Below are 22,975 nucleotides of genomic sequence, written 5' to 3'. Positions count from 1 at the left end.
CGTCGGCGGCGCCGTGGTCGCCAGGAGCGCAAACAGAACCAGCAGAAAAATCGCAGCAAACAGGCCGCAGGGGGGCCAGCCGATCCGGGTCTGGCGATCGCTGACGGGACGCGGTTCCAGTGGAATAACACCTTGATTGTGCACGCAAAGCCCCTCCGATCCCGGTCAGACTAGAGACAACTGACCGGTGTCGCAATGTTCATTTCGGCCGCTGCAGCGCGCTTGCGCGGTGCGCCGGCAATTGCTGCTAGAACTCCCGCCGCTTCAGCCAGGCCCGGGCCCCCCAATGGGCAAAGCACCAGGCCGATCGGGCCAAGGAGAGCTGCTCGACGTTGCGATAGATCTGCCAGACCCATTTGGCCGAGCGCAGCGGGCGGCTGGAGACCGAGGAGCCTCTGACCCGGTAGCGGGCCAGATCCTCGTTAAGGCCGTATGCGGTATGGCCGCGCTCGAGGATCGAGAGCCACAGGCAAAAATCGTCGTAGCCCTCGTTCTTCATCGCGACGGGACCTGCGATCTCGCGGTCGACCATCGCGGTCAGCGTCGCGATCGCGGTGTTCTTCAGGAGCTGACCGTAGGTCAGCGAGGCCGGCACCTCGATCAGCCTCCCGGTGACCGTGTTGGTATCGTTGATGCGGCGGAAGGCGGTGTAGCTGAGCGCGGCCTGCTTCGCCTTCGCGAAGGCAAGCTGCCGCTCGAGCTTCTCGGGCAGCCACAGATCGTCGCTGTCGAGGAAGGCGAGATAGCGGCCCTTCGCCTGGTCGATTGCGGCCTGACGCGCCAGCGCCGGCCCGCCGTTCTTCGCCTGCCGGATCAGCTTGACGCGCGGATCGCGCTCGCCGATGCCGGCGACGATCTGCGGGGTCTTGTCCGTCGAGCAGTCGTCGGCGATCAAGAGCTCCCAATCTGTGAATGTCTGGCTCTGCACCGAGCGGATCGTCTCCTCGATCAGGCCTTCGACGTTCCAGGATGGAGTGATGATCGAAACGAGCGGCATGACGGGTCCGTTCAGTTCGCGCGGTCAGGCGCGGCGATTGCGGCACGCAAAGAGGCCGCAAACGTGTCGAGCAGCTTGGTGTCGCTGACATAGAGCTCGCCGGGATAGGACCGTCGCCAGGCCGACTCGAAATAGGGCGCGCCCTTGGCGGGATCGAACGGCCCGGCGGCGAGCGCCTCGCGCAGCCGTGAGGGTACATCGGCCAGACGATCGACCGCAAAGACCAGCGGACAGGAGCGGTAGAATGCATCGCCCATCACCACCACCGGCTTGCCGAGCAGCAGCGCTTCGGCGCCCGACTTGCTGTTGACGGAGACGACGGCAGCGGCGCGATCGAGCACGGTGTAATTGTTTGTCTGAGGCGGCAATAGCACGAAATTATCGAATCGCCGCGCGAGCTCGAACAGGCGGGCGGCCGAAATTGCACCGATCTGGGCGGGATGCTCCTTCACCACCAGCACATGCGAATCCGGGATCGTGCGCAGCAGGAAGTCGACGGTCGCGACCTGGTCGAGATAGTCCGGGGAGCGCAGCGTCAGCGCCATGTCGGCCGGAACGTGGAACGGATAGTAGACGAAGGGCGTTTCGGGAAGCGGTTGATAGAGCCTGCGCAGCCGCGTCGCATTGAGCGCCATCGCGGCATGCACCTGAGCGTGACGCAGATTGTGCCCGAATTCCTGGTGCTTGCCGAGCGCGAACTGATCCCAGAGCTTTTCGACCAGACGATTGGCGTTGCGCAAATTGACGACCTTCTTGAAGGCCGCCGAGTAATGATGCTGATCCTTCTTGGGAATGACGATCGCGCGCTGCGTCAGAGTGTCGTCGAGATATGTACGTACCTCGGGCGACACGGGTTCGGCGGCTTCCGCCATCATGTCGGGAGCGGCAAGGCTGTCCGGGGTGAAGTACATGCGGCCGCGAAAGAACGAAGGCTCGATGAACCAGTTGCGGATGTCGCGGCGCCGTGCGGCGTAGAAGCTCGCGATCACCGAAAGAAAGCCGCCGAGCTCCTGCACCAGCTCGGCGCGCTTGCCCTGCCGCTCCAGCCGGTCGAGCGCCGTCTCCATCGCGTTGGCGTAGATCATGAAGCGGCGGCGCAGGGCGGCAGTATCGCGGATGCCAAAGGTGAAGCGCTCATGGCTGAAGAGGAAATTGGTTCCGTCCAGTCCGTAAGATGCGACGCGCGTATCGAACGCGCCGCGATCGTCGGGCGAGGGGCCGGCCTTGAGGCCTTCGCGATACATGTTCGTGACCGGAACGCCCTCGGCTGCGGACATCTCGGCGCTGCGATCGTCGAAGGCGAGTAACTCCACGTCATGGCCTGCCGCGCGCAAGCGTTGCGCCACCGGAATCCAGAACCGCGTCTGGTATTCGGCAAGCGTGGTGATGAGAATGGTCTTTGCAGCTGCTGTCATGGCTCTAATGGGCGTGTTCGATCGCAATGCTCGCGAGCGGCAAGCCCGTCATCGCGCAATGCGCGCGCCTTGCCGTATACTGCGACGGGCTCGCCTGATCGTGCGCGGCGATGCGCTGAAGCAGGGGCTGGACGATGGACGGTGCGATCCGCTTGTCGCGACGGGCGGGATTGAACTGGCTGCGCAGCCGCTCGGTGAGGGCCGAGCCGAGCGCCGCGCTGGCGGTGCCCTTGATGACCTGGCCGATGCTCGGCTTGTCGCGCGTGCCCTTCATGGTGGCCAGCAGCGATACGTAGGGCCGGCGCGCGTTCGTCGCGCGCGTCAGGACCTCGGCGACGCGTTCGGCGGCTTGCCCGTCGTTCAGATGAAAGAAGGCCTCGATATCGGCGGCGTGAACGCGGGCGAAATCGAAGGCCTCGGTCTCGCGCTCGATGTAGTCGATTGCGCTCAGCAGCTCGTCGAACGAGGCGACCGGCCGGCTCACGCGTGCGGGCAGCGCGGCATGGCCGGCGGTCGTCGGCGTGTTCAGGTATTCGAGCTGGAGCGGGAGCTTGCCGAGCAGGACCGATTCCACGGCCGTTCCGCAATTGAGATGAATGACGGCGGCCGCATTGCGGATGCGGTCGAGCACGCTGCCGGTGCCGTCGATCAGGACGTTGGCGTGGCGCGAGAGCGCGCTGCGGTAGACGTCTTCGCTCTCGAAGGGATGCGGACGCAGGAGAATGGTGCGGTCAGGGCGCGCTGCGGCGAGCCGGTCGATCTCGGCGAGATAGTCGGCGAAGACCTGCTTCAGGTCTGCGATGAAGCGATCGACATAGGTGCCGTCCCAGCCGGCTCGCACCATCGCTTCGCGCTCACCGCCCGGCCTGCCGGTGAAGCGCGAATTGACCAGCGGAAAGTTGGCGTTGACGAGCAGGTAGCCGCGCGGCTCGCCGTCGAGCAGCGTGCGCCAGCGTGGGGCCGCAAAGTCGAAGCGCGGGCATCCGGTGAGGTGAAGCTGTTCCGGCTTCATGGTTCCGGCCTCGAGAAAGGCGTCGTGCAGCCGGCTGCCCCAGAAGAAATAGCCCGTCAGGATGTCTGCGTAGCCGCTGCCCTTGATGTGGGCCGCCATTGCTGGTGGCGAATTGCCGCCCTTCTCGGCGAGCACGCCGCCCTCGGTATCGAGCACGTAAAGCGCAAGGCCCGCCTTGGCGAAACTGCGCATCAGGTCGAGATTGACGGCACGTGCGTAGTTGACGACCAGTGCGTCCAGCCCGAGCCGCGGGACGTCGACGGCCTGCTCGTACATCGGCACAAGCACGACCGAGACGCCACGCCGCGCGAGTTGATAAGCGAGCATGACTGCCCCAGGCAGGTCACGCTTGGGGTGATCGACCACCAGGCCTATACGCAAGATGTGAGCTCCCGGCAGATCCGCGTTAGAGCCGCATCACGGTGCGCTCGAGCTCCGTCAGGGTACCGACTGCGCGGAAGCGCGGCGGCGGTTCGGGAAAGATGCGCGGCTGCTGGATGTAGGTTGCCGTGTACAGCAGGCGGCTGCGATCCGACTGGATCCGGCTTCCCATGTGCAGGCAGCGCGCCGTGTTGACGATGAAGGACGACAGCCGGGGCGCGATCATCTCCTTGACCGCGTCCGGACCGGTCTTGGCGAACACCTGAGCGTCGCTCATATGGCTCTTCAGCGAGTTGCGGAACGCCTTCGACGGCCCGGCCGGAATGAAGGTAAACGGACCGTCCGCGGTGTCCTGAACATCGGTCAGATAGATGAAGAGCTTGCAGACCCGCTTGTCGTCGTGATCGAGGTGCCACAATTGCGAGAAGCTCAGCGCCTGGTTCGGAGTCGGTTGCGACAACGTCAACACCACATCCGATAATTGCGGAAGGTCATGCATGAAGTCGCCGATGATACGCAGTGCAGCAGGTTGCAAAGCATAGCGCACGAAGGGATGGTCGGTTGCGAAGGACCCGTTGACGAGGTCCTCGTCAAGCAGACTGACCCAGAATGATTTGTGCCGTTCCTTCTGCTGGCCGACGAGCTCGTTGAGGCGCTTCACCTTGGCGTCCGCGAACGAGGCGACGGCTTCCGCGAGGCTGCGTTCCACAAGCGTGGACACGTCGACATAACCATCCTCGGCGAGCTTGCGGCTCGCCTCGGACCACTCGGGCTTCGTGGGAAGCTGCTTCAGCAGCGCGACGCGCTTGCTGCGCGCAGGCAGTTGCAGGGCGGTCAGACCCGCCTTCACCGCCCATCCGAGGTCGGTGCGGTTGACGTGCCACAACAGGCGGCGGAACTGGCTGATCTTCGCCTTCTTCGGGGCTGATTGAACAGCTGTCGTGTTGATGGTTGTCATGTGGGCTCCCAGCAATACAAAAAACCATCATTGTGGATCGTCGGCGCGAACGGCATCCGTTCGCGCGCCAGGACGCGGACGCGGCCCTGCCGCTCGTATTCGTCGAGCGTCGAGAATAGCTGCGTCTGGTAGTCGACCGAACGGATATAGAGGAAGCTGACGATATCTCGCGGACTCAAGAGATTTAGCAGCTCCGTCGTCGGCTCGATGTTGATGACGCGCTTTGGCCTCGCAGCAATGATGTTGTCCACGACCTTGCGCACGTCATAAGGGATCTGCTCGATGCAGAAATAAGTGAAGACGACCTGACCATCGATGGCGGAATAATTCGGGTCGTTGCCGTCGGTCAGGTCGATCCTGTCGAGCGAAATCCGGTCCGACAGGCCATAGTGTGCCGCGATCTCGCGGCCTGCGGCGATTCCGTTCGGTGCAATGTCGAACCCGTGCAGCTTCCAGTCCGGATGATTGAGGTGGAGCGAAAGCAGATTGATGCCGCAGCCGGCGCCGAGCTCGACGATCTCCGCGGCGCCGCCTGCATGCCGCGCGAGCAGGTCGCCGAGGGCCCGGGCACGATAGCGATAATAGTCGTCGGCCGCGATCCTGCAGATCTGATTGTCCACCTTGCGAAGAGCCTGCGCGGGATTCTTCGGTATCAGGAACTCGTCGATGCTGGCGGCTTTCGTCCAGCTCTTTTCGGTCAGCATTCGCAGCCAATGCGTCAGGTTGTACTCGGAATCCACGACGTCGGCCGTGCGCTTCACGCGGCGCATGGCAAGACGGCCAATGCTCCTTGCCGCGTCGATGGCATAAGTCGTGGCCTTGTCCGTCAACGAGGCCGGAGCGAACCCAGTGGTGACCGCCTTCGCATCTGTCGCGTGGATGTTCATTTAGCTGCTTTGGATGTCAGTCCCATCAGTTGGCCGACTGCGGGAAATACGGTCCGGTGCCGCTGCTCGAGGACCAGAAAGTACTGGAGCACCCACGTCACCAGACAGAAAACCATGGAACCGAGCGCGAGCTTTAGCACGCTGTCGAACCGAATGTAACCTGCAATTGTTGCTAGAAAAACGCTTGCCAGGAGAAGGATTGCGAACTGGGTTCCGATCATTTTCGCGAACTGATTGCGATCGAGCTCGAGTGCATTGCGCAACTCCCTCAGTTGCAACGGAAGCACGGCGATACTGCCGATGACCTGGCCCAGTATCAGGGCGCGTTCCGCGAACAGATGCAGCGTCGCGGCGGAGACCGCCGCCCAGATCAGAAGCTGAACGGCCACCAGCCGGTTGAGCTTGGCCTGCACCTCGGGCCGCGTCAGGAAGATCAGGCTGCCGATTGCCACATATTGCGCGCAGATCGGAACCAGGAAGCTCAGGCCCATCCAGAACGCGTAGGGCGCGAGAAGCGGGCCGATCCAGATCTGCATGATCTCAGGCGAAAGGATTGCGGTGCTGGCAAGTGGCGGCACGACGAACATCGGCATCATGACGAGGCCGAGGTCGCCGAGGCGTTGGAACGAGGCGGCGCTGCCGCGCTCGTCGAGCCGGCTGGCAACCGGAAGCAGAGCGGATGTCAGGAGGCTGACCACAACCTTGGAGAGCCGCGACAATCGTACCAGCGCGTCGTAGGTGCCGACGGCCCTGGGTCCGAACAGCAATCCGATCAGGAACGGTTGAAGCGGTCCGGAAATGCCGCCCATCAGCTTGCCTTGCAGCAGCAGCAGGCAACGATGCAGGATGTCCTTTCGGATGTCGCGGGTCCATGGCAGCAATCGCACGTGCTTGTGTCGCAGGGCAACGAAGGCGGCAATTCCGATGACAACGGCGCGGGCAACCAGGGTGGCGAGATAGATGTAGGCGACCGCCTCGAAGCCTGCCGCCGCCGACGATGCTGCGAATGTCAGGCCGACATAGGCCGCCGTCGACGTGACCTCGGCGGCGCGGAGCAGGTTGTAGCGTTCGAAGCCTTTGACAATGCCTTCCCACACCAGCGCCGGAACGAAGATCAGATTCGCGAGGGCCGTGTAGTGCATGATCCCGGCGAAGGTCTCGAGGTGCGCGGCGTCAACCTTCATCACGATGACGAACAGCGGTGTCGCGAGCCAGATCGCGGTGCTGAGGATCAAGGCGAGAGCGATGGAGGCCGCTCCCAAGAAGGCGATCTGGCGGCTGGCCTGGATCCAGTTGCGGTGCTCGCGCGCGCGCGCGACGACCTGGGTTGCGATCTCGGAGAGACCGAGGTCCAGCACCGCCATCATGCCGCTGGGAAGCAGAAGCCGCGAAATGACGATGAGACCGAACTCGGTCACCCCCCAGGTTCCGATGATCAGGGGAATGACCGCGAGGCCCAGCAAGGCGGCCACGCCGAAGGCAAACGCCGAAATCACCGTGTTCTGGATCAGGCGCTTGATCATTGGTGTTTTGTTACCAGGCGCTCAATCCGCCGTCGACTGCGATGTTCTGCCCGGTCACGTAGGAGGCCGCATCGGACACCAGGAACAGCATGGTCCCGACCATCTCATCCGCCCGCGCCATGCGTCCAAGCGGGACGCGAGCACCGTAGCGCTGCTTGAAGGTCTCGTTCTGGCCGCTTTCCACCCCGCCCGGGGTCAGCGTGTTGACCCGAACACCCTTCGCAGCCCAGTAAGTCGCAAGGTGCTTGGTCAGGCCGATGACCCCGGCTTTGGAGGCCGTATAGACCGCCGGCGTGTTGATGGCGCGGCCGAGATATTCGGAGCCTTCGTAGATGCGCTGGTCGGGCGCCAGCAGTCCGTAGATCGAGGCGGTCTGCACGATGGCGCCGTAGCCACGCTCGGCCATCCGGCCGCCGAACACCTGCGCGACGGTGAACATGCCGTCGAGATTGACCGACATGATCTCGCGCCAGGTATCCTGCGAGAACGCCTCGACCGGGGCGAAGAAGGCGTCCACATCGCGGGTCTTGCTGGCGGCGTTGTTGAGCAGGATCGAGACCGTTCCAAGGTCGGATTCGATCGCATCGGCCGTCTTGCGCACCGCATCGGGATTGGTGATGTCGCAACCGTAGCCCTTGGCGCGGACGGCATGGCGTGAGGCGACGTCGGCCGCCGCTGCGTCGGTCGCGGCCTGATCGAGATCCACGATCGCGACGTTGGCGCCGAACTCGGCAAGCCCCTCGGCAAATCGACGTCCGAGAATGCCGCAGCCGCCGGTGACGACGGCCGTACGCCCGGTCAGATCGAACAGCGCCTTGAAGCCAGTGGTCATCGCTTGCGCCTCCTCAAGCCGGCACTCGCTGGCGGAGCAACAGCTCCACCAACGCAAAATCGAGATCCGAATCGATGTCGATCGAACGCTCTTCCGGCATCTCGAACAGGCGTGTATCCGGATAGAACACCGCAGGCTGCTCCAGGAACGGTGCAACGCGCCAGACATAGATCGACGCGTTCATGTCGAAGCAGCGCGGGGCATCCTGCCGTCGGGTGATCGGCGGATTGGCGGATTTCGAGAGACCGACGCTGCCGTCGGTGCGCTGCTCGACGAGGTTGAAATACGGCGAGCGCCGCGCCGGCGCACCGGTAATGACATTGCGCGCGCCGCTCTCGCGCAGCAACGCCACCGCGCCGGTGATGTCGGAGGCCAGCCTGAGCGGGGACGTGACGTCGAGATCGACGAAAATCTCCGGCGTCGTAGCCGTTTGCGCGATGGCCTGCTCGAGACAGTGCCGGATCGCCGGCAGCTTCGGCGCGGTATCGGTCGCCATCTCATCGGGGCGCTTGACCGCGATATCGGCGCCGGCCTTCACCGCCGCATCGAGCAAGGCGTCCGAATCGCTGCTGAAGGCGATCGCGTCGAACAGGCCGGTCTCGCGCGCCTGCTCGATGCTCCATGCGAGCACGGGCCTGCCCAGGAGATCGCGCGCGTTCTTGCCGACGACACCTTTCGAGCCGCCTCGCGCGCAGATGGTACAGACAAGACTCATGGCGACACCCAGGTCTTGCTGCGCAGCGCGCGCTCGCTGGCGTCGATCAGATGCACGACCCCGAGGGCCTCCGGCAGCGAGCAGGCCGGACTGACGCCACGCATCGCCGCCACATGCATGTCGCGGTAGGTCTGGTCGCGTTCGCTGGGAATCTCCCTTGCCTTACCGTTGACGGCGAGGCGCCCGCCGACGAGATCGGCCTCGATGGTGTCGTCGTCGACATTGACGCGAATGCGACGGACGCCCTGACGGTCGAGATAGTCCATGTGAACGTGGACGGACGGTGCGCGCTGCATATCGAGCAGCAGGTCGAGGTGGTCCTCGACGTCGATGTCGCGCGCGCCGGACGCGCCGCCAAGCGCCGCGACGCGATGCCATGGCCCGAACAGCCAGAGCAGATAGTCCAGCTCGTGGCTGAGATCCCTCAGCACGCCGCCCCCGGCATCAGCCGTGGCGGAAGCGGTTGTGCGGTGATCGCGGTCCGGTCGCCAGTCCCTGATGTCCTGGCCGACATAGGCGCCGACCGTGATCACCTCGCGCCCGCGCAGTGTGTCCGCCAGCGCCGTCATCACCGGGTGAAAGCGCAGATTGTATCCGACGCTGACATGGGCAAACGGATATTTCGGGGCCGGTGCAGGCGTTGCGAAAAGCGGCTTTTCAACCAGGACTTTGCCATGGAAGCCGGTTTGCGCCAGCTCTTGCAGATTGTCCGCATGGCGCGCCGTCTCGGTGGCAATCACCACGTAGTCCGGATGCGTCGCCGCGACGGCCTGTGCGATCGATCCGTAGTCGCCACCTTCGCGCCGGCTGACCGTCGCGACCCGAAGGCCGAGCTCGCGCAGGACGCGCGCATGCCTTGTGCCGATCGAGCCGAGGCCGACCACGACGGCTGTTGTCGAGGTCACGGGAAGACCTCGTGAAACTCCGCATGCGCCTGCTCGAAATCCTCCAGCCGGCCGATGTCGAGCCAGTACTCGCGAATCGGATAGACCGCGACGCGTCCCTTGTCGGCGATCACGCGCTCGAGCACGGTCGGCATATCGATGCTGACGCCCGGCGTGACGTGGCGGAAGACCGACCTGCCGATCACATAGATGCCCGCACTGACGAACCAGCTCTCCGTCGGCTTCTCGCGAATGGTCTGGAGAAATCCGTCCGTGGTGGACACCACCCCATAGGGCACGTGCACCTTGTGCTCGCGGACAGCCATCGTCGCTTCCGCCGGCGCTCCGTTGTGGAAGTCGAGAAGCGCTCCATAGTTGATCGTGGTGAGGATGTCGCCGTTGGTGACGATCATCGGCAGATCCGGCGGTGTCGCAAACAGCCCGAGCGCACCGGCGGTACCGAGGCGTTCGGTCTCGTGCACGTACTGGATGTTGGCGCCGAAGGCGGCGCCATCGGCGAAGTAATCCTTGATCGTCTGGGCCTTGTAATTCACCGAGATGAAGATGTTGCCAAAGCCTTGCTGGACGACGTTGCGGACGATCGTCTCGAGCAGTGGCCGGCCGCCGACATTGAGCATCGGCTTCGGAACGTCGCGCGTCAACGCGCCCAAACGCTCGCCGAGGCCGCCGGCCATGATCAGCACCGGATTCGGATACTGGCGCGGCTCGAGCAGCTCATCGAGCGTCTCCACCACGACGAGATGGCCGCCTTCATCGACGAGCGGGAGCTGCTTGATCGACCTCTGCCGCATCAAATGCAGGCGATCCTCACGGGGCAAGGTCGCAGGGGCCGACACCGGCGTCCGGTTCATGATGTCGGTCGCAAGCCCGGTGAGAGCGATGCCGCGCAGCAGCCCGCGTCTGACGTCGCCGTCGGTGACCACGCCGAGCAACCGGTTCTGGTCGTCGAGCACCAGCGCAATCTGGATGCTTCCGCTCTCGATCGCGGCAATGGCCTCGCCCACACTTGCCTGGGTACCGACGATGGCCTTGCGCCAGGATTTCATGGCAATTCTGCCTCGTATACGCCGGATTTGTGGGCGGCCCACGGCTGAGCCTGCTATATCGCGGCTGCGAGAGGCGGCGTCAACCCCGTCAGGGGACCCGGGCTTGTCCTTGCTAATTCACGCGTTTTCCGGCGCAATCGGGCGGTTTGAAGCGCGCGGGCCCGGCCGCTAAGATCGGTGCGGCTCAGGGGGAATCGCGATGGACGATCTGATCATCATCGGCGGCGGCGAACATGCCTTCATGGTCTACGAGGCGGCGCTCCTGTCGGGCCAGTTCAACGTCATCGGTTTCCTCGATCGTCAGCCGGGAACGTTGGGCGATGCGCGCTATCTCGGAACCGATGACGTTGCGCCGAACTATCCGGATGCCGCCTTCGTGGTCGGGGTCGGAACGATGCAGGCAGGGCCCGCGCGCCGGCAGATGATCGGCCGGCTGCAACTGACGCACTGGGCATCGGTGATCCATCCGCGCGCGTTCGTCTCGCCGTCGGCCACGATCGGCCCGGGCAGCGTCGTCATGCCCGGCGCGATCGTCAACGCGCGAAGCATGATCGGCCATCACTGCATCGTCAATTCGGGCGCGGTCGTCGAGCACGATGTGCGCATTGGGCACTACACCCATCTCTCTCCGGGAACGGTGGTCGGCGGGGGCGCAGAAATCGGCGACAATTGCTTCGTCGGGCTCGGCAGCCGTGTCCGCGATCATATCTCCATCGGTCACGATACGCTGGTGGCGATGGGTTCGGTCGTCACGGGGGCATGGCCGCCCGGGTCGACGTTGCGCGGCGTTCCGGCAAAGCCTCGCCGCTAGTCTAGATCGGATCGTCGGGCTCGAGCGCCCGCGGCGCCGCGGTTCCGATCAGCGACCAGTACTCGACCGGCGCACGCCCCGTGCCCGGCCGCTTGGCTGTGATGTCGGCCGCGCCGATGATCTCGCCGGCCTTCAGCGCGCGCGCCGCCACGATGCTCTTGCGCGCCACCGGCACATTCCTGACCTCGGACTCCCTCGGCGCCTTCACGCCGTCGCCGAGCGCGGCCTCGACATTGCGGATCGCGCTGACCATCCGCTTGAACTCATCGGGTTCGAGCGAGGCCGCGTGGTCGGGACCAGGCGCATTGCGATCCAGCGTGAGGTGCTTCTCGATGACGGCCGCGCCGAGCGCGACGGCGGCGACCGAAACCTCGAAACCGTCAGTGTGATCGGAATAGCCGACCGGAAGCTGGAACGCCGACCGCATCGTCGCCATTGCAGCGAGGTTCACATCGGCGATGGGGCAGGGATATTCGGTCGTGCAATGGAGCAGGCTGACGTGCCGCGCCAGCGCGGCCCGCGCCGCCGGATCGCGCCACGCCGCGCGGAAAGATGCAAGGCCCGCAGCATCGTTGCGCTGCGTGTAGCCGTGCGCCAATACGCCAAGGGCTTCCTCGATCTCGCTGAGCGTCGCCATGCCGGTCGACAGGATCAGCGTGGCGCCGGCCCTCGCTGCGGCGTGCAACAGCGGGGCATTGGTGAGATCGCCCGACCCGATCTTGATGCGTGGCAGTTTGAGCGACAGCAGAAAGGCGAGCGAAGCGTCGTCGAACGGTGTCGACAGAAACTCGATGCCGCGCGCCTCGGCACGCGCGATCAGCGTGTGATGCGCCGCCTGCGGCAGCTCGAGACGTTCCAGCATGGCCAGCTGGCTCTCGGCGGCGTCCGTCGTGCGCTGCTGGTAGTCGGCCTTCTTCGCGGTTCCGCCCGCCAGCGCCTTCGCATTGAAGGTCTGGAACTTGACGATGTCGGCACCGGCGTCGGCCGCCGCATCGACCAGGGCCAGTGCCTTGTCCAGGCTGCCGTCGTGATTGACGCCGGCCTCCGCGATGATCAGCGTGTGGCTCGTCATGGCCGCGCTCCGCTTGCGGGAGCTTCGTAGAAGCCCTTCTTCAGGAGTTGCCCGAAATCCGGGATAGCGGCGATGATGTCGGCAAATCGCCGGCTGGAATCGCCGTCGCCATAGGGATTGACGGTGTCCTTGCGGCCGCGCTGAAGCGCTTGCGAAATCGCCGCGGCGATCGCGCCGCGTTCGGCAGCGGCGTGAAACACCGAGTCCGCACGCTCGCGCCCTTTCTGACGGTCGCCGATATCCACCGTCGGAACACCGAATGACGGCGCTTCGAGGATGCCGCTCGACGAATTGCCGATCACGACGTCCGCCTGGCTCATCAGGCTGAGATAGCGGAGCTGCCCGAGCGAGGCGACCGCGATCGTGTTCGGCCGGCCGGCCGCGAAGGCCTTGGTCCGGTCGTTCAGCGCGCGCCCTTCGGCATCGGCATTGGCGAGCGTGAAGATGAGACGAAAGCCGGGATCGAGCGTCGACAGCGCCGCGAACAGCTCGTCCAGCTCGGCCACCGAGCGTCCGGCCTCGATCGTCACCGGATGGAACGTGACAAGCGCATTGCGTTCGCCGAGCGGCATCCCGATCGCGTTGCCGATGTCGTCGCGGTTCATCAGATCGAGATGCTTGATGGCGTCGATGCCGACCGAGCCGATGGTGTGGATACGGGTAGGGTGCTCGCCAAGCTGCATCAATCGCCGCGTCGAGTCCTGATTGCTGGTGAAATGCAGATGCGACATCTTGCTGATGGCGTGGCGGACGGATTCGTCGACCGCGCCTTCGGTGACGTCGCCGCCGAACAGATGCGCCATGGGTAGCCGCATGAACATCGCGGCCTGGGCGGCCGCGAACATCTCGAAGCGGTCGCCGAGCACGACGACGAGATCCGGTTGCAGCCGCGCGAACGCGTCGGCAAATCCGATCGCGCCGAGCCCGACCGATTTTGCAACGCCCGCGCCGGTGTCGCTGGCAAGCAGCGTCTCGATGCGCTCGTCGACCTCGAAGCCCTCGTCGCGGATGGCGTTGAAGGTGTAGCCGAACTCCGGCGCGAGATGCATGCCGGTGGCGATGAGCTGGAGCCTCAAACCTGACGTCTCGCGGATCGCGCGCATCGGCCAGACCAGCAGCCCGAAATCGGCCCGGCTGCCGGTGACGAAGCAGATCTTTCGCGCGCCGCTATTCATCGCGGGCTCTGATGCTGGCGCTGCTCGGCAGGTTGATCAGGCGGCGCTCGATCGACTCGGCGGTGGCGAGATCGCCGCGCGGGCTGTCCGAGAACATCGGCAGGCGGTGCATCAGGGTCCAGGCCGGCCGCGCGCCGAAGCCGGCTTCGTTCAGCGCCGTCAGCACCTCGTCCCGCCGCGCGGCATGGGCCTCGTCGAGCAGGATCGCGTTCAGCCAGTAATTGCTCGTGGTGCCCTCGGGCTCGCGCGAGAAGCTCACGCCGGGAACGTCCGCAAAGACGCGCTCATAGGCTGCAGCCAGCCGGCGCTTGCTTGCCAGGAAGCCGTCGAGCTGCTCGAGCTGGGCGCAGCCGAGCGCGGCGTTCAGGTTGGGCAGGCGGTAGTTGAAGCCGATCTCGTCGTGCACGAAGGCCCATTTGTGCGGCAGCTTCGCGGTGGTGGTGAGATGCTTGGCGCGGCGTCCCAGCTCCTCGTCGTCGGTGAGGATGGCGCCGCCGCCGCCGGTGGTGACGATCTTGTTGCCGTTGAAGCTCAGCGCCGCGAGCCGCGCCTTCGATCCGACGGCGTGGCCCTTGTAGGTCGAGCCCAGGGACTCAGCGGCGTCCTCCACCAGCGCGATGTTCCAGTCTCGCGCGATCGCGGCGATCTCGTCGAGCTCGACGGGATGCCCGAACGTGTGCATCGGGGAGATCGCGGCGATGCGGCGCCCGGTCTCGCGATTGACCGGGCCTTGCGGCGTTCGCTCGGCAATCCTGCCGAGCCGCGCGGCGAGGGCGCGCGGGTCCATGCCGAGCGTGACGAAGGAACTGTCGACGAAATGCGGCACCGCCCCGCAATAGGCGATCGCGTTGGTGGTCGCGATGAAGGTCAGCGCCGGCGAGAGGACCTCGTCGCCGGGCTCGACGCCGGCGAGGCGGAAGCAGGCGTGCAGCGCGGCCGTGCCGTTGACCACGGCGACCGCGCGCCTGGCGCCCGTCACCTCCTCCAGCATCCGCTCGAAGCGATCGACGAACGGGCCGACCGAGGAGACAAAGGTGCTCTTGATGCATTCTTCGAGATAGGCGACCTCGTTTCCGGCGAACACCGGCTCGTGCAGGCCGAGGATGCCGTTGGGGGTGCCTGCGGCGCGACGGACGGCATCCACCACGGCCTTCGGATCGAATGTGCGCGCAGAGACGTCGGATCTGGTCGCGGTCGTTCCCATCCGTGCCTCAGACATTGTAGACGTCCGCCTTGTAGCGGCTGAGATTGACGGGATTGGTGAACCAATTCGCCGTCTTCACGATGCCCTGGCGCATGCCTTCGATCCCACCGAATTCCGGGGCCCAGCCGAGCTGCTGGCGCGCCTTGGAATTGTCGGCCCAGAGCCGTTCGACCTCGCTGTTCGCCGGGCGCAGCCGTGCCTCGTCGGTCTCGATCTCGATCGTGGTCCCCATGACGTCGGCGATCATCTGCGCGGTGGCGCCGACCGAGATCTCGAAGCCGCTGCCGAGATTGATGGTCTGGCCGACGGTCTGCTCGGCCGGTGCGGTGAGTCCCGCGATCAGGCCGCGCGCGGTGTCGGTGACGAAGGAGAAGTCACGGGTCGGGCTGACGGCGCCGAGACGGATCCTGCGCTTGCCGGTCGCGATCTGGCTGATGATCGTGGGGATGACCGCGCGCGCCGATTGCCGCGGTCCATAGGTGTTGAACGGCCTGATCACCACGACCGGCAGGTCGAACGAGGCGTGAAACGATAGCGCCATCTGATCGGAGGCAATCTTCGAGGCCGAATAGGGCGACTGGCCGACCAGCGGATGGCTCTCCTTGATCGGAACGGTCTGCGCCGTGCCATAGACCTCGCTGGTCGAGGTCTGCACGAAGCGCCGCACGCCGACCATGCGCGCGGCCTGGAGCACGTTGACGGTGCCGCGTACATTGGTCTCGACATAGGAATCGGGCGCGACATAGGAGAAGGGGATCGCGATCAGCGCCGCCAGGTGCAGCACGTCGGTGCAGCCGCTGGCGGCCGCGATCATGAAATGCGGATCACGGATGTCGCCGGCGACCACCTCCACGGACTTCATGATGTCGGCGGGGACGGTGTCCAGCCAGCCCCAGGAGTTGAAGGAGTTGTAATAGACGACGGCCTTGACGCGGGCCCCGGCTTTCACCAGCTCCTCGACGACATGCGAACCGATGAAGCCGTCGCTGCCGGTAACGAGGACGCGGGCGTCCCTCAGATCTGCCATGCCGGACCCCAAAAGGCGATTAAGCCAATCTTCGCAACAAGATGGCGCTATAGCATACTGGCGGTCGCGCGCAACTGAGCAGCGGTGCGAAAGCTGCCAAATGCCCGGGGATGCAGCAGTTTTTGACGGGCCATCTAAGTCTTCCCGGCCGCGTTCAGGTGCGCTCTCACGAACGCCTCGAGATTGCCGCCCTGGAACAAATGGCCGGGAAGTCCGGCAGCCTGCGCGGCCTCGAGGTCGCTCGGCTTGTCGCCGATCACCAGGCTCCGCGCCATGTCGATCGGAAAACGCTGCGCGAGGTCGGTGATCATGCCCGGCCCCGGCTTGCGACGGTCGCTGACGCGGCAATAGCGGGCGACGGTTCCCTCGGGATGGTCGGGGCAATATTCGAAGGCGTCGATATGCGCGCCGACCAGCGCCATCTGATCCGCCATCCAGCGGTGCAGGTTGACGACGTGATGCTCCTCGTAATAGCCGCGCGCGACGCCGGATTGATTGGTGATGACGAAGGCGAAATAGCCGGCGTCGTTGACGGCCTTCACGGCCTCGCGTGCCCCGTCGATCCATTCGAGCTTGTGCGTCTCGAATGCGTAGCCGGTATCATGGTTGAGCACGCCGTCGCGATCGAAGAACACGGCCGGCCGCCGCAGCTTGTCCTGCAATTCGCGGTCAGCGCGCGCGAAATCGTCGGGGATGCCGATGTCGATGAAATAGCCACGATAAGCGGTGCCGCGCAGCTCGCCGCGCATGGCAAGGCCGGGAAACACGTCCTGTTCGAGGGAGGCGGGAAGCTTTGCGATATCGGCGAGAACGGACTTATCGACGACGTAGATCCCGGCATTGACCGGCCCCGTGGCGCCCGCACCCGGGGCGATGAAATCGCGCACCACCTCGCCATCGAGCGCGACGCGCCCGTAGCGGTCCCCGACGACGCCGTCGCGCAATGCCATGTGAATCCGACCGTCCCGCGCACGCGCGATCAGATCAAGCAGGTTGAAGTCGAACAGCGAGTCGCCATTGAGCAGCAGGAAACGGTCGTGCAGCAGATCGCGCGCGTTCACGAGCGCACCGCCGGTCCCGAGCGGCTCGGTTTCGCGCGACACCAGGATCTTTGCCCGGCCCCGCGCCGCGCCGGCGTAGTGGCTCTCGACGATGTCGGCCTTGTGGCCGGCTAGCAGGAGGATTTCGTCGAAGACGTGGTAGCGGACGAGTTCATCGATCAGGGTGTCGAGAAACGGCCTCCCCCCGATGTCGAGCATCGGTTTCGGCACCGCCTTGGTGCGCGCGCCAAGCCGCGTACCCAGCCCTCCGACGAGGACGACAGCCTGTCTCAGCATGATTTGTCCCTTCGAATGCATGAACGATGCAACACGGCGCCAATCTGCGGCAATGCGGCGGGCATCCACGCCTTGTTGTCATATCAGCGCGCACAAGGAATGCGAACGACGACCGTCTGCCTGTTGGCGAACAGGACCGGAAACGGACTTGCGCGAAGGGCGTCAATGATCGTCGGCTCCATCGGCCCGGCGGGAGGAAAATAGCCGAGCCGCTGGTTGGCTGCGAGATGGGTCCACTCGATGGTGCGGGGTGTGATGATCGCGACCAGGTTCCAGGCGTTCTCCCCCGTCTTCAGGATGTTCTGGATCCTGGATTTGGCCTCTTCAGGCGGAATATCAGGGATCAATGCCGCGGTGACGTCGGAAGCCGGTGGGGTCGTTTCCTGGCCTGGTGCCGGCGCAGTGCGCACCGCCCGCATGATTCCGCTCAGAGCGTCGGCCCGTCGCATCTGGAACAAGGCCTCGGAGTTGATGGCCCCCACCAGAGGGGCGATCAGACTACAAGTGCTTGCAAGTCGCTGATCTGCTTCGGCCGGCTGCAGAATTGTGCGCACGACCGATTTTGCGCGCGTTGCGACCATTTCGTTCACAGTGTCCAGATTGGAGAACAGATAGGCGGCCGGCGCGCCGGTGGTCGCCCGGAGGATGCCCATCGTGTACGGGTCCGAGAGAATGATGCCCTTTCGTAGATTCTCGCGGAGCCAACGGGCAAGTTCGAGATCGTCGGCGCTGTAATGTGAGACGATTGCAGTGCGGTCGGGAAGGGCGCCGTAACTGTAGCTCCTGTTGATGCCGGACAGACCGACCTTATCGATGGCCATTCCCAGGCCCACGATCCCCGCCAGAGCGAAGATGTAGACCCGTCGCGACTGAACCAGGGTCAATAGCGCGAGCGCGACGAGTAGTGCGACGCCGGCCAATTCCACTGGTCGCAGGACGGCCTGATAGCCGGCAAAAGGCAGGTGGGTTCGCCAGGGAAAGGCATAGACCAGAATCACGAGAGCGCTTGCTAGCAGTGTGACGGCCGCGGCCATCAGGGCCCGCCGATATCGCGGGAACGGACTGATATCGAGCAATAACTGGCAAAAGACCTCAGTGGCCGTGATCGTGAACAGCGACAGTATGATCGTGCTGGTGCGATACAGGAACGGGAAGCCGGAGAGTACGGCAAGGCTCAGGCCGCAGCCGGCGATCCAGGACCATACAAGTGTCACAAAACCGTCGGCACGAGGCACGATTGCACCGGAGGGGTCACGAAGAGCAGGCCGGGTCATCCACCACCACGCAACGGCCAGCGTGGTGCAGACGGACAACACCGGACCTATCGTCCGGCCAAGCTCGATCGTGGCGACCACCGGTCCGGAGCCCAGGAACAGCTCTTCACCGCCTTCGATCCTTCTGCCCAGCATCAATTCCGTAATCGAGGAAAAAGCGTCATTGGCGCTCATCGAAGGGATGTAGCCGAAGCGCATTCCCGCCACCCAGACGACAATTCCGAGAATGATCGGCGGCAGCACGAAGGACAGAAGGCGCAGCACCGCGATGCTGCGGGACGGCCAGACGGAAATCATTCGCGCGATCGCGAGATACAAGAGCCAGCCGGCCACAACGGTCGGAACGAACAGGTAGGAACCGCGATGTGCGAGCGCCAGCGTCGCTGGCCAGATGCAACCAAGAAGGAAAACCGCGCCATATTTTCCGGCGCCGCCCAAAATCCTGAGTAGGAAGAGCCCGGCCATGAGCAGTGCAAGCACGAGCGTGTTGTTGTTGAAGACGAACGCCAGCAGCAGAGTCGCGCCCGCGCCAACAGTCAGCAGCAGAACAGATCGGGCCGAGATAGCGTTTGCCTCGCGCGGCGCGTTGCTGATCAGCACGCCGAGAAATACGACGCTGCTGACGACCGCCAGGCTGCCGTTCGTCGTCAGGGTGACGGCATTGCCGGTCGCGGCGAAGAAGAAAGCGATCCATTTCCGGGGCGAGGTGGAGTAGACGCCCTGCACGAAGGCGTAGGACGCCAGCAGGAAAAACAGGATCGAGAAGAAGCGATAGGTCCAGGTAAATCTAAGGAGTTCCAGGCCCAGCGCTCCCGCGAGCGCGCCTGCCACTCCCGAACGAAGATCGACATAGGACTGGGCCGCATAGGGATTGATGATGCCGCCATCGGCGTACTCTTGTGCAGTCTTCATCCAGTGAACATCAGCGCCGATGTCCGCAAAGGGGAAACTGGAAAATGCGCCGAACGACCACCACCATGTCAGCAGCGCGATCGGTAGCGACAGAATGCACCAATTGGCAGCCGCGCGCGCCTCATGGGGGCTCGGGCCCCAGTCGGGCCATGACCAGGCAAGTCCGAAGCAGGATACGACGACCAATGTCGCGAACTGAAGCCAGATGTCGGTCACGAATAGCGATAGGGCGCCGAGCAGGATGCCCGTGGCAGAGGCGCCGACGGTAAATCCAAGGACAACGAATTGAGCCTTCGTGAGTCGGCATGCCGATACCAGGTTCGCCGGCGCAATGGCCAAAATCGAACAGCCGGTCCCGAGCTGGATCAGGAAGAACAGCAAGGTCAGGACAAATGTGGTCGTCCACATCGCGAGATCTCTAGAATGAGTGCCGGCGTCGCAGCCAAAAATTGGTGGCTGTCATTTCCTTTCTACGGGTCGGCCGGGCGGCCAACGATCAGGGAGCCGAGTGTGAACAGATCCTCCGGGGAGAAGCTTTTGAAGCGCGGTGCCAACCGTTCCAGGATCTGCTGCTCCGGCGGCCGGCGGTCGGGTTGGTCGTAGAGCAGTTCAAACCCGGCCTCTCGGAACAGCTGTAGATATTCGCTATGGCGCAAACGATTGATGTATTGGAAGCGAGATTGGAATGGCGCCCAATCCTCGTCGGAATAGGTCAGGAAGTTGAATGAGCTGATCGACTTGTCGAACCCCTTGAAGTGGTCGCCGTAGTCGATTTGCATCAGGATGAGCCCGTCAGGACGCATGATGCGGCGTAACTCCTTCAAGATTGCGGTGATGTCGCTCCTGGGAATGTGCTCGAGCGTTTCGACGGAGACCGCGCAGTCGATGGAAGCGGTCGGCAGGCCCGTCATCCGGGCATCGGCCGGTGCGCGGTAGTCGATCCGCCAGGAACGCTCGAGGTCCTCCAGGGAATTCAAGTCGGAGTGGTCGGTCCCGCTCAGTCGAGAGATGATGGCTGCATTGGAGCGGATCAGCTCCAGCTTGGCCAAGCGCTCGATGTCGACGGTGATGAAGCGGCGGGCCCCATGTGCACTGAAGGCGAGCGGAATGATCAGATCACGCCCGGCGCCGAACTCGAAGCAGGTCGAATCCCGCAACGGGCGGAGGCTGTACCTCTCGTGGACAACTAGCAGCCGCTGCGCGAGTGTGTAGATGGACTTGACCTGCTTTTCGGGGCGCGGCAGCCGTCGTGTGACGTAGCGCTGCAGGGCGTAGTGCAGGTCTTCGCCCCACGGGATATTCGACAGCAGGGAGAACGCCCGTGCCTTTGTTTGCCAGCGCACGTCAGCATTTCCTCGATGGAATGGCCAGGATCGGAGTGATGCTGACGAGCGGTCGTTGAAGCACGGTGTAGGTCCAGGAAAGCCGATGTTCCGCCTGTTTGAGGCGGATACCAAGTCACATGGCCAGTTTCGGTCATACGGGAGCCGCAGCTCCAACGCAAGGATTCGACCGTAGAGATGGCAGCACTCGTTCCGGTAGCAAGAGCGCCCTCATGTTCAGCGGCCGCTTCGGCGCCGAAACGTGAGCCTGACGGCGGCCCTGCGGATTAAAGTGCGTTGTTTGGTATCGCCCGCTGCAGCGGCGTTCCCGGTTGATTCCCTTGTCGGCACAGCGTAAACAGGCGCTGAAATCGCGACGACGTTTTAGCATGCGGGCAAGAACATCGCGTATGATTCGGGTTAAGCCGCCGGCCGGTTCGGTCTGTGTCGATCCCTTGCTCTCCCGCCGAGTCCTGTCGAATGTCCGGTGATTTGCTGATTGGCGAAGCCGTCGCCAGAGGTTATCCACCCGCTGTTCTCTACCTCCGCAATGACGAAACCGTCACGACTGAGGTCTCCGCATTCAACTATTTCTCGGTCTTCATGAAGGACCATCCGGAGGTGGATGCGCATGTCTGGTTCTTTGACGGTGCGGGCGCGCCGGCCGGTCATTTCCACAGGGAACTCGGCATCAACGGCCAACTGCAATTGCAGACTTCGGATCTGTGTCCCCGGGTTTCGGGTACGGTGGCGATGGCGCTGATTCCGAAGCACGAGACCAAGCTTCGTCCCGGTCGGAAGGTGACCACCGGCTATTACGCACAATATTTCTCGCAGCACGGCGCGGTGACATTGTCGCACGAGCGCGAGCCGGTCGCCGCGGCACCCTTCCCGACCTCCGCCTGGATGCAATCCTATCTCACGCGTTTCCTGAAGGAGTCGGGCGTCGTGCTGGTGAACTCCTGCATGGCGTCCGAGGGCGTCTCCGTCGGGACCGCCCGGCTCATGGCCCTGGACGGCACCGAATTGGGCCAGCGTGCGCTGCCGGAAATCGCGCCGATGGGAGCCGCCCGCATCAGCACGCTGGACCTTTTCCCCGAGGCCGAAAGGCTGATCGGCGCGGCCGAAGGGTTTGCCCTCGAGTTCAAAGGCACCAACATCGCCAGTCCTTTCAGCTATTACGAGTTCGCCAACGGCAAGTTCAGCTTGCATCATTTTTGAAGGGCGCGTCCGTGTCTCGTTTCCCATCCCGTCCCTGGAAGCCCCACGAGCCCAGATTCATGTTCCCGACGTTTGCGGGCGTCGAGTCGCGCATGGGTTTCTCGATTCCTGCCTGGTATCGCCCGATCGACGTCAGGTATCTCCGCAGCCTCGTCGCCGGCAGCCTACGCAAGAATTTTCGTGAGACGGTCAAGGATCTTGTTCCCGAGCTCGCCAGCCTGGTCGCGTCGGGCTTCAGCAAGAAGCTGAAGTTCAAGCTGCACATTCTCTCGCGCGACGGCGAGTACCGGGCAACTTACGAGTTTCCTCGGGACTACGCGCCCGGTGCATCCGTCGAGATCGAGCTGTCGCGTCTTTTCGCCTCGCTCAAGCTGCCACAGGACGATTATCTGGTCATCGCGGTGATGTCGCGCGGACGAATGGACGGCTTCCGATCCTCGCCTGCCAGCTATTCCATGACCTATGTCGACCAGGACAACGTCGCGATCTACCGCACCGGCGCGTTTGCCCGGCCCTTGAACGAGGGCCGGCTCAAGGCGCATGTCGGCTTCACCGGCATCAATCCGAAGATCATTGCGACCAGCGACGTCGTCAGCAGCGTGATGTTGATCAATCACTCCTCGGATCCCGAATATGCCCATTCGGCACGGCCGACGACGAGGCTGATCCGCGAGGACGGCGAGGAGCTCCAGGCGGATTTCGGCGAGATCCCGCCGCTCGGGGCGCGCGAGACGTCGGTCGTGGATATGTTCGGCGCTCGTGTGTTCGACTTCCTCAGGCCGTTCAGCGGTCGCGGAAGCACCGTCACCACCTGCGCCGGGGTCACGCTCGCCAGCCTGCACCTGCAGCGCACGAATGACAACCGGCGCACGCTGCTGGGCATCGAGCACTCGCGTCCTGCGCACATGAATCTCGCCGGCATTCTGCAGCACTGATCGGGAGGGCGTGT

General features: G+C 64.1%; 20 protein-coding genes. 3 read left to right on the top strand and 17 right to left on the bottom strand.

Features of this window, described 5'->3' with window-relative positions:
• Positions 1-247: 247 nt before the first annotated feature.
• From AC24YW_RS24460 to AC24YW_RS24415, 10 genes are read right to left on the bottom strand one after another with little or no spacing between them, the layout of a single operon-like run.
• Positions 248-997 carry a glycosyltransferase family 2 protein gene (locus AC24YW_RS24460; RefSeq protein ID WP_487485110.1) on the bottom strand — a complete coding sequence of 250 codons (750 nt, stop codon included), beginning with the start codon at positions 995-997 and terminating at the stop codon, positions 248-250.
• 11 nt (positions 998-1,008) lie between these two features.
• Positions 1,009-2,412 (bottom strand): capsular polysaccharide export protein, LipB/KpsS family, encoded by a 1,404-nt coding sequence (locus AC24YW_RS24455; RefSeq protein ID WP_487485109.1) that lies wholly within the window; start codon positions 2,410-2,412, stop codon positions 1,009-1,011.
• Between the two features lie 4 nt (positions 2,413-2,416).
• A complete protein-coding gene (locus tag AC24YW_RS24450) occupies positions 2,417-3,805 on the bottom strand; it encodes a surface carbohydrate biosynthesis protein (RefSeq protein ID WP_487485108.1) in 1,389 nt (462 codons plus the stop codon).
• A gap of 25 nt (positions 3,806-3,830) precedes the next feature.
• Entirely contained in the window at positions 3,831-4,763 is a 933-nt protein-coding gene (locus AC24YW_RS24445) for a phytanoyl-CoA dioxygenase family protein (RefSeq protein ID WP_487485107.1), read from the bottom strand.
• Complete coding sequence (locus tag AC24YW_RS24440; protein WP_487485106.1) at positions 4,760-5,650, bottom strand: class I SAM-dependent methyltransferase; 891 nt, start codon at positions 5,648-5,650, stop codon at positions 4,760-4,762. The genes AC24YW_RS24445 and AC24YW_RS24440 overlap by 4 nt, the downstream gene beginning before the upstream one ends.
• Positions 5,647-7,173 (bottom strand): oligosaccharide flippase family protein, encoded by a 1,527-nt coding sequence (locus AC24YW_RS24435; RefSeq protein WP_487485105.1) that lies wholly within the window; start codon positions 7,171-7,173, stop codon positions 5,647-5,649. The genes AC24YW_RS24440 and AC24YW_RS24435 overlap by 4 nt, the downstream gene beginning before the upstream one ends.
• A gap of 10 nt (positions 7,174-7,183) precedes the next feature.
• On the bottom strand, positions 7,184-8,005 hold the full coding sequence (locus AC24YW_RS24430) for an SDR family oxidoreductase (protein WP_487485104.1): 822 nt from the start codon (positions 8,003-8,005) through the stop codon (positions 7,184-7,186).
• 13 nt (positions 8,006-8,018) lie between these two features.
• Entirely contained in the window at positions 8,019-8,720 is a 702-nt protein-coding gene (locus tag AC24YW_RS24425; RefSeq protein WP_487485103.1) for an acylneuraminate cytidylyltransferase family protein, read from the bottom strand.
• Positions 8,717-9,625 carry a Gfo/Idh/MocA family protein gene (locus AC24YW_RS24420; RefSeq protein WP_487485102.1) on the bottom strand — a complete coding sequence of 303 codons (909 nt, stop codon included), beginning with the start codon at positions 9,623-9,625 and terminating at the stop codon, positions 8,717-8,719. The genes AC24YW_RS24425 and AC24YW_RS24420 overlap by 4 nt, the downstream gene beginning before the upstream one ends.
• Positions 9,622-10,671 (bottom strand): nucleotidyltransferase family protein, encoded by a 1,050-nt coding sequence (locus AC24YW_RS24415; RefSeq protein ID WP_487485101.1) that lies wholly within the window; start codon positions 10,669-10,671, stop codon positions 9,622-9,624. Before AC24YW_RS24415 ends, AC24YW_RS24420 begins: the two co-directional genes overlap by 4 nt.
• Positions 10,672-10,870: 199 nt before the next feature.
• Here AC24YW_RS24415 and AC24YW_RS24410 point away from each other — a divergent pair, with 199 nt between their 5' ends.
• The gene (locus AC24YW_RS24410) at positions 10,871-11,482 is read left to right on the top strand and encodes an acetyltransferase (protein WP_487485100.1); all 612 of its coding nucleotides are present in this window, start codon (positions 10,871-10,873) and stop codon (positions 11,480-11,482) included.
• Between the two features lies 1 nt (position 11,483).
• Here AC24YW_RS24410 and neuB read toward each other — a convergent pair whose 3' ends face one another.
• From neuB to AC24YW_RS24375, 7 genes are all read right to left on the bottom strand, one after another.
• Entirely contained in the window at positions 11,484-12,554 is a 1,071-nt protein-coding gene (gene neuB, locus AC24YW_RS24405; RefSeq protein WP_487485099.1) for an N-acetylneuraminate synthase, read from the bottom strand.
• Complete coding sequence (gene neuC, locus AC24YW_RS24400; RefSeq protein WP_487485098.1) at positions 12,551-13,729, bottom strand: UDP-N-acetylglucosamine 2-epimerase; 1,179 nt, start codon at positions 13,727-13,729, stop codon at positions 12,551-12,553. Before neuC ends, neuB begins: the two co-directional genes overlap by 4 nt.
• Positions 13,722-14,948 carry a LegC family aminotransferase gene (locus tag AC24YW_RS24395; RefSeq protein WP_487485097.1) on the bottom strand — a complete coding sequence of 409 codons (1,227 nt, stop codon included), beginning with the start codon at positions 14,946-14,948 and terminating at the stop codon, positions 13,722-13,724. The genes neuC and AC24YW_RS24395 overlap by 8 nt, the downstream gene beginning before the upstream one ends.
• Positions 14,941-15,960, bottom strand: a complete 1,020-nt coding sequence (locus tag AC24YW_RS24390) for an NAD-dependent 4,6-dehydratase LegB (RefSeq protein WP_487485096.1) — start codon at positions 15,958-15,960, stop codon at positions 14,941-14,943. Before AC24YW_RS24390 ends, AC24YW_RS24395 begins: the two co-directional genes overlap by 8 nt.
• A 134-nt stretch (positions 15,961-16,094) precedes the next feature.
• Positions 16,095-17,297 carry an HAD-IIIA family hydrolase gene (locus AC24YW_RS24385; protein WP_487485095.1) on the bottom strand — a complete coding sequence of 401 codons (1,203 nt, stop codon included), beginning with the start codon at positions 17,295-17,297 and terminating at the stop codon, positions 16,095-16,097.
• Between the two features lie 83 nt (positions 17,298-17,380).
• Entirely contained in the window at positions 17,381-19,891 is a 2,511-nt protein-coding gene (locus AC24YW_RS24380) for a hypothetical protein (protein WP_487485094.1), read from the bottom strand.
• A 62-nt stretch (positions 19,892-19,953) separates the two neighbouring features.
• Positions 19,954-20,826 (bottom strand): class I SAM-dependent methyltransferase, encoded by an 873-nt coding sequence (locus AC24YW_RS24375; protein ID WP_487485093.1) that lies wholly within the window; start codon positions 20,824-20,826, stop codon positions 19,954-19,956.
• Positions 20,827-21,285: 459 nt separating this feature from the next.
• Between AC24YW_RS24375 and AC24YW_RS24370 the strand changes: the two genes are divergently transcribed.
• Together AC24YW_RS24370 and AC24YW_RS24365 are read left to right on the top strand one after the other, a co-directional pair.
• On the top strand, positions 21,286-22,026 hold the full coding sequence (locus AC24YW_RS24370) for a hypothetical protein (protein ID WP_487485092.1): 741 nt from the start codon (positions 21,286-21,288) through the stop codon (positions 22,024-22,026).
• 59 nt (positions 22,027-22,085) lie between these two features.
• The gene (locus AC24YW_RS24365) at positions 22,086-22,961 is read left to right on the top strand and encodes a hypothetical protein (RefSeq protein WP_487485091.1); all 876 of its coding nucleotides are present in this window, start codon (positions 22,086-22,088) and stop codon (positions 22,959-22,961) included.
• The last annotated feature ends 14 nt before the right edge of the window (positions 22,962-22,975 follow it).

The organism is Bradyrhizobium sp. USDA3516, from assembly GCF_057651995.1.
The sequence above is the reverse complement of the archived record's forward strand: the minus strand, read 5'-3'. Positions and strand labels throughout refer to the sequence as shown.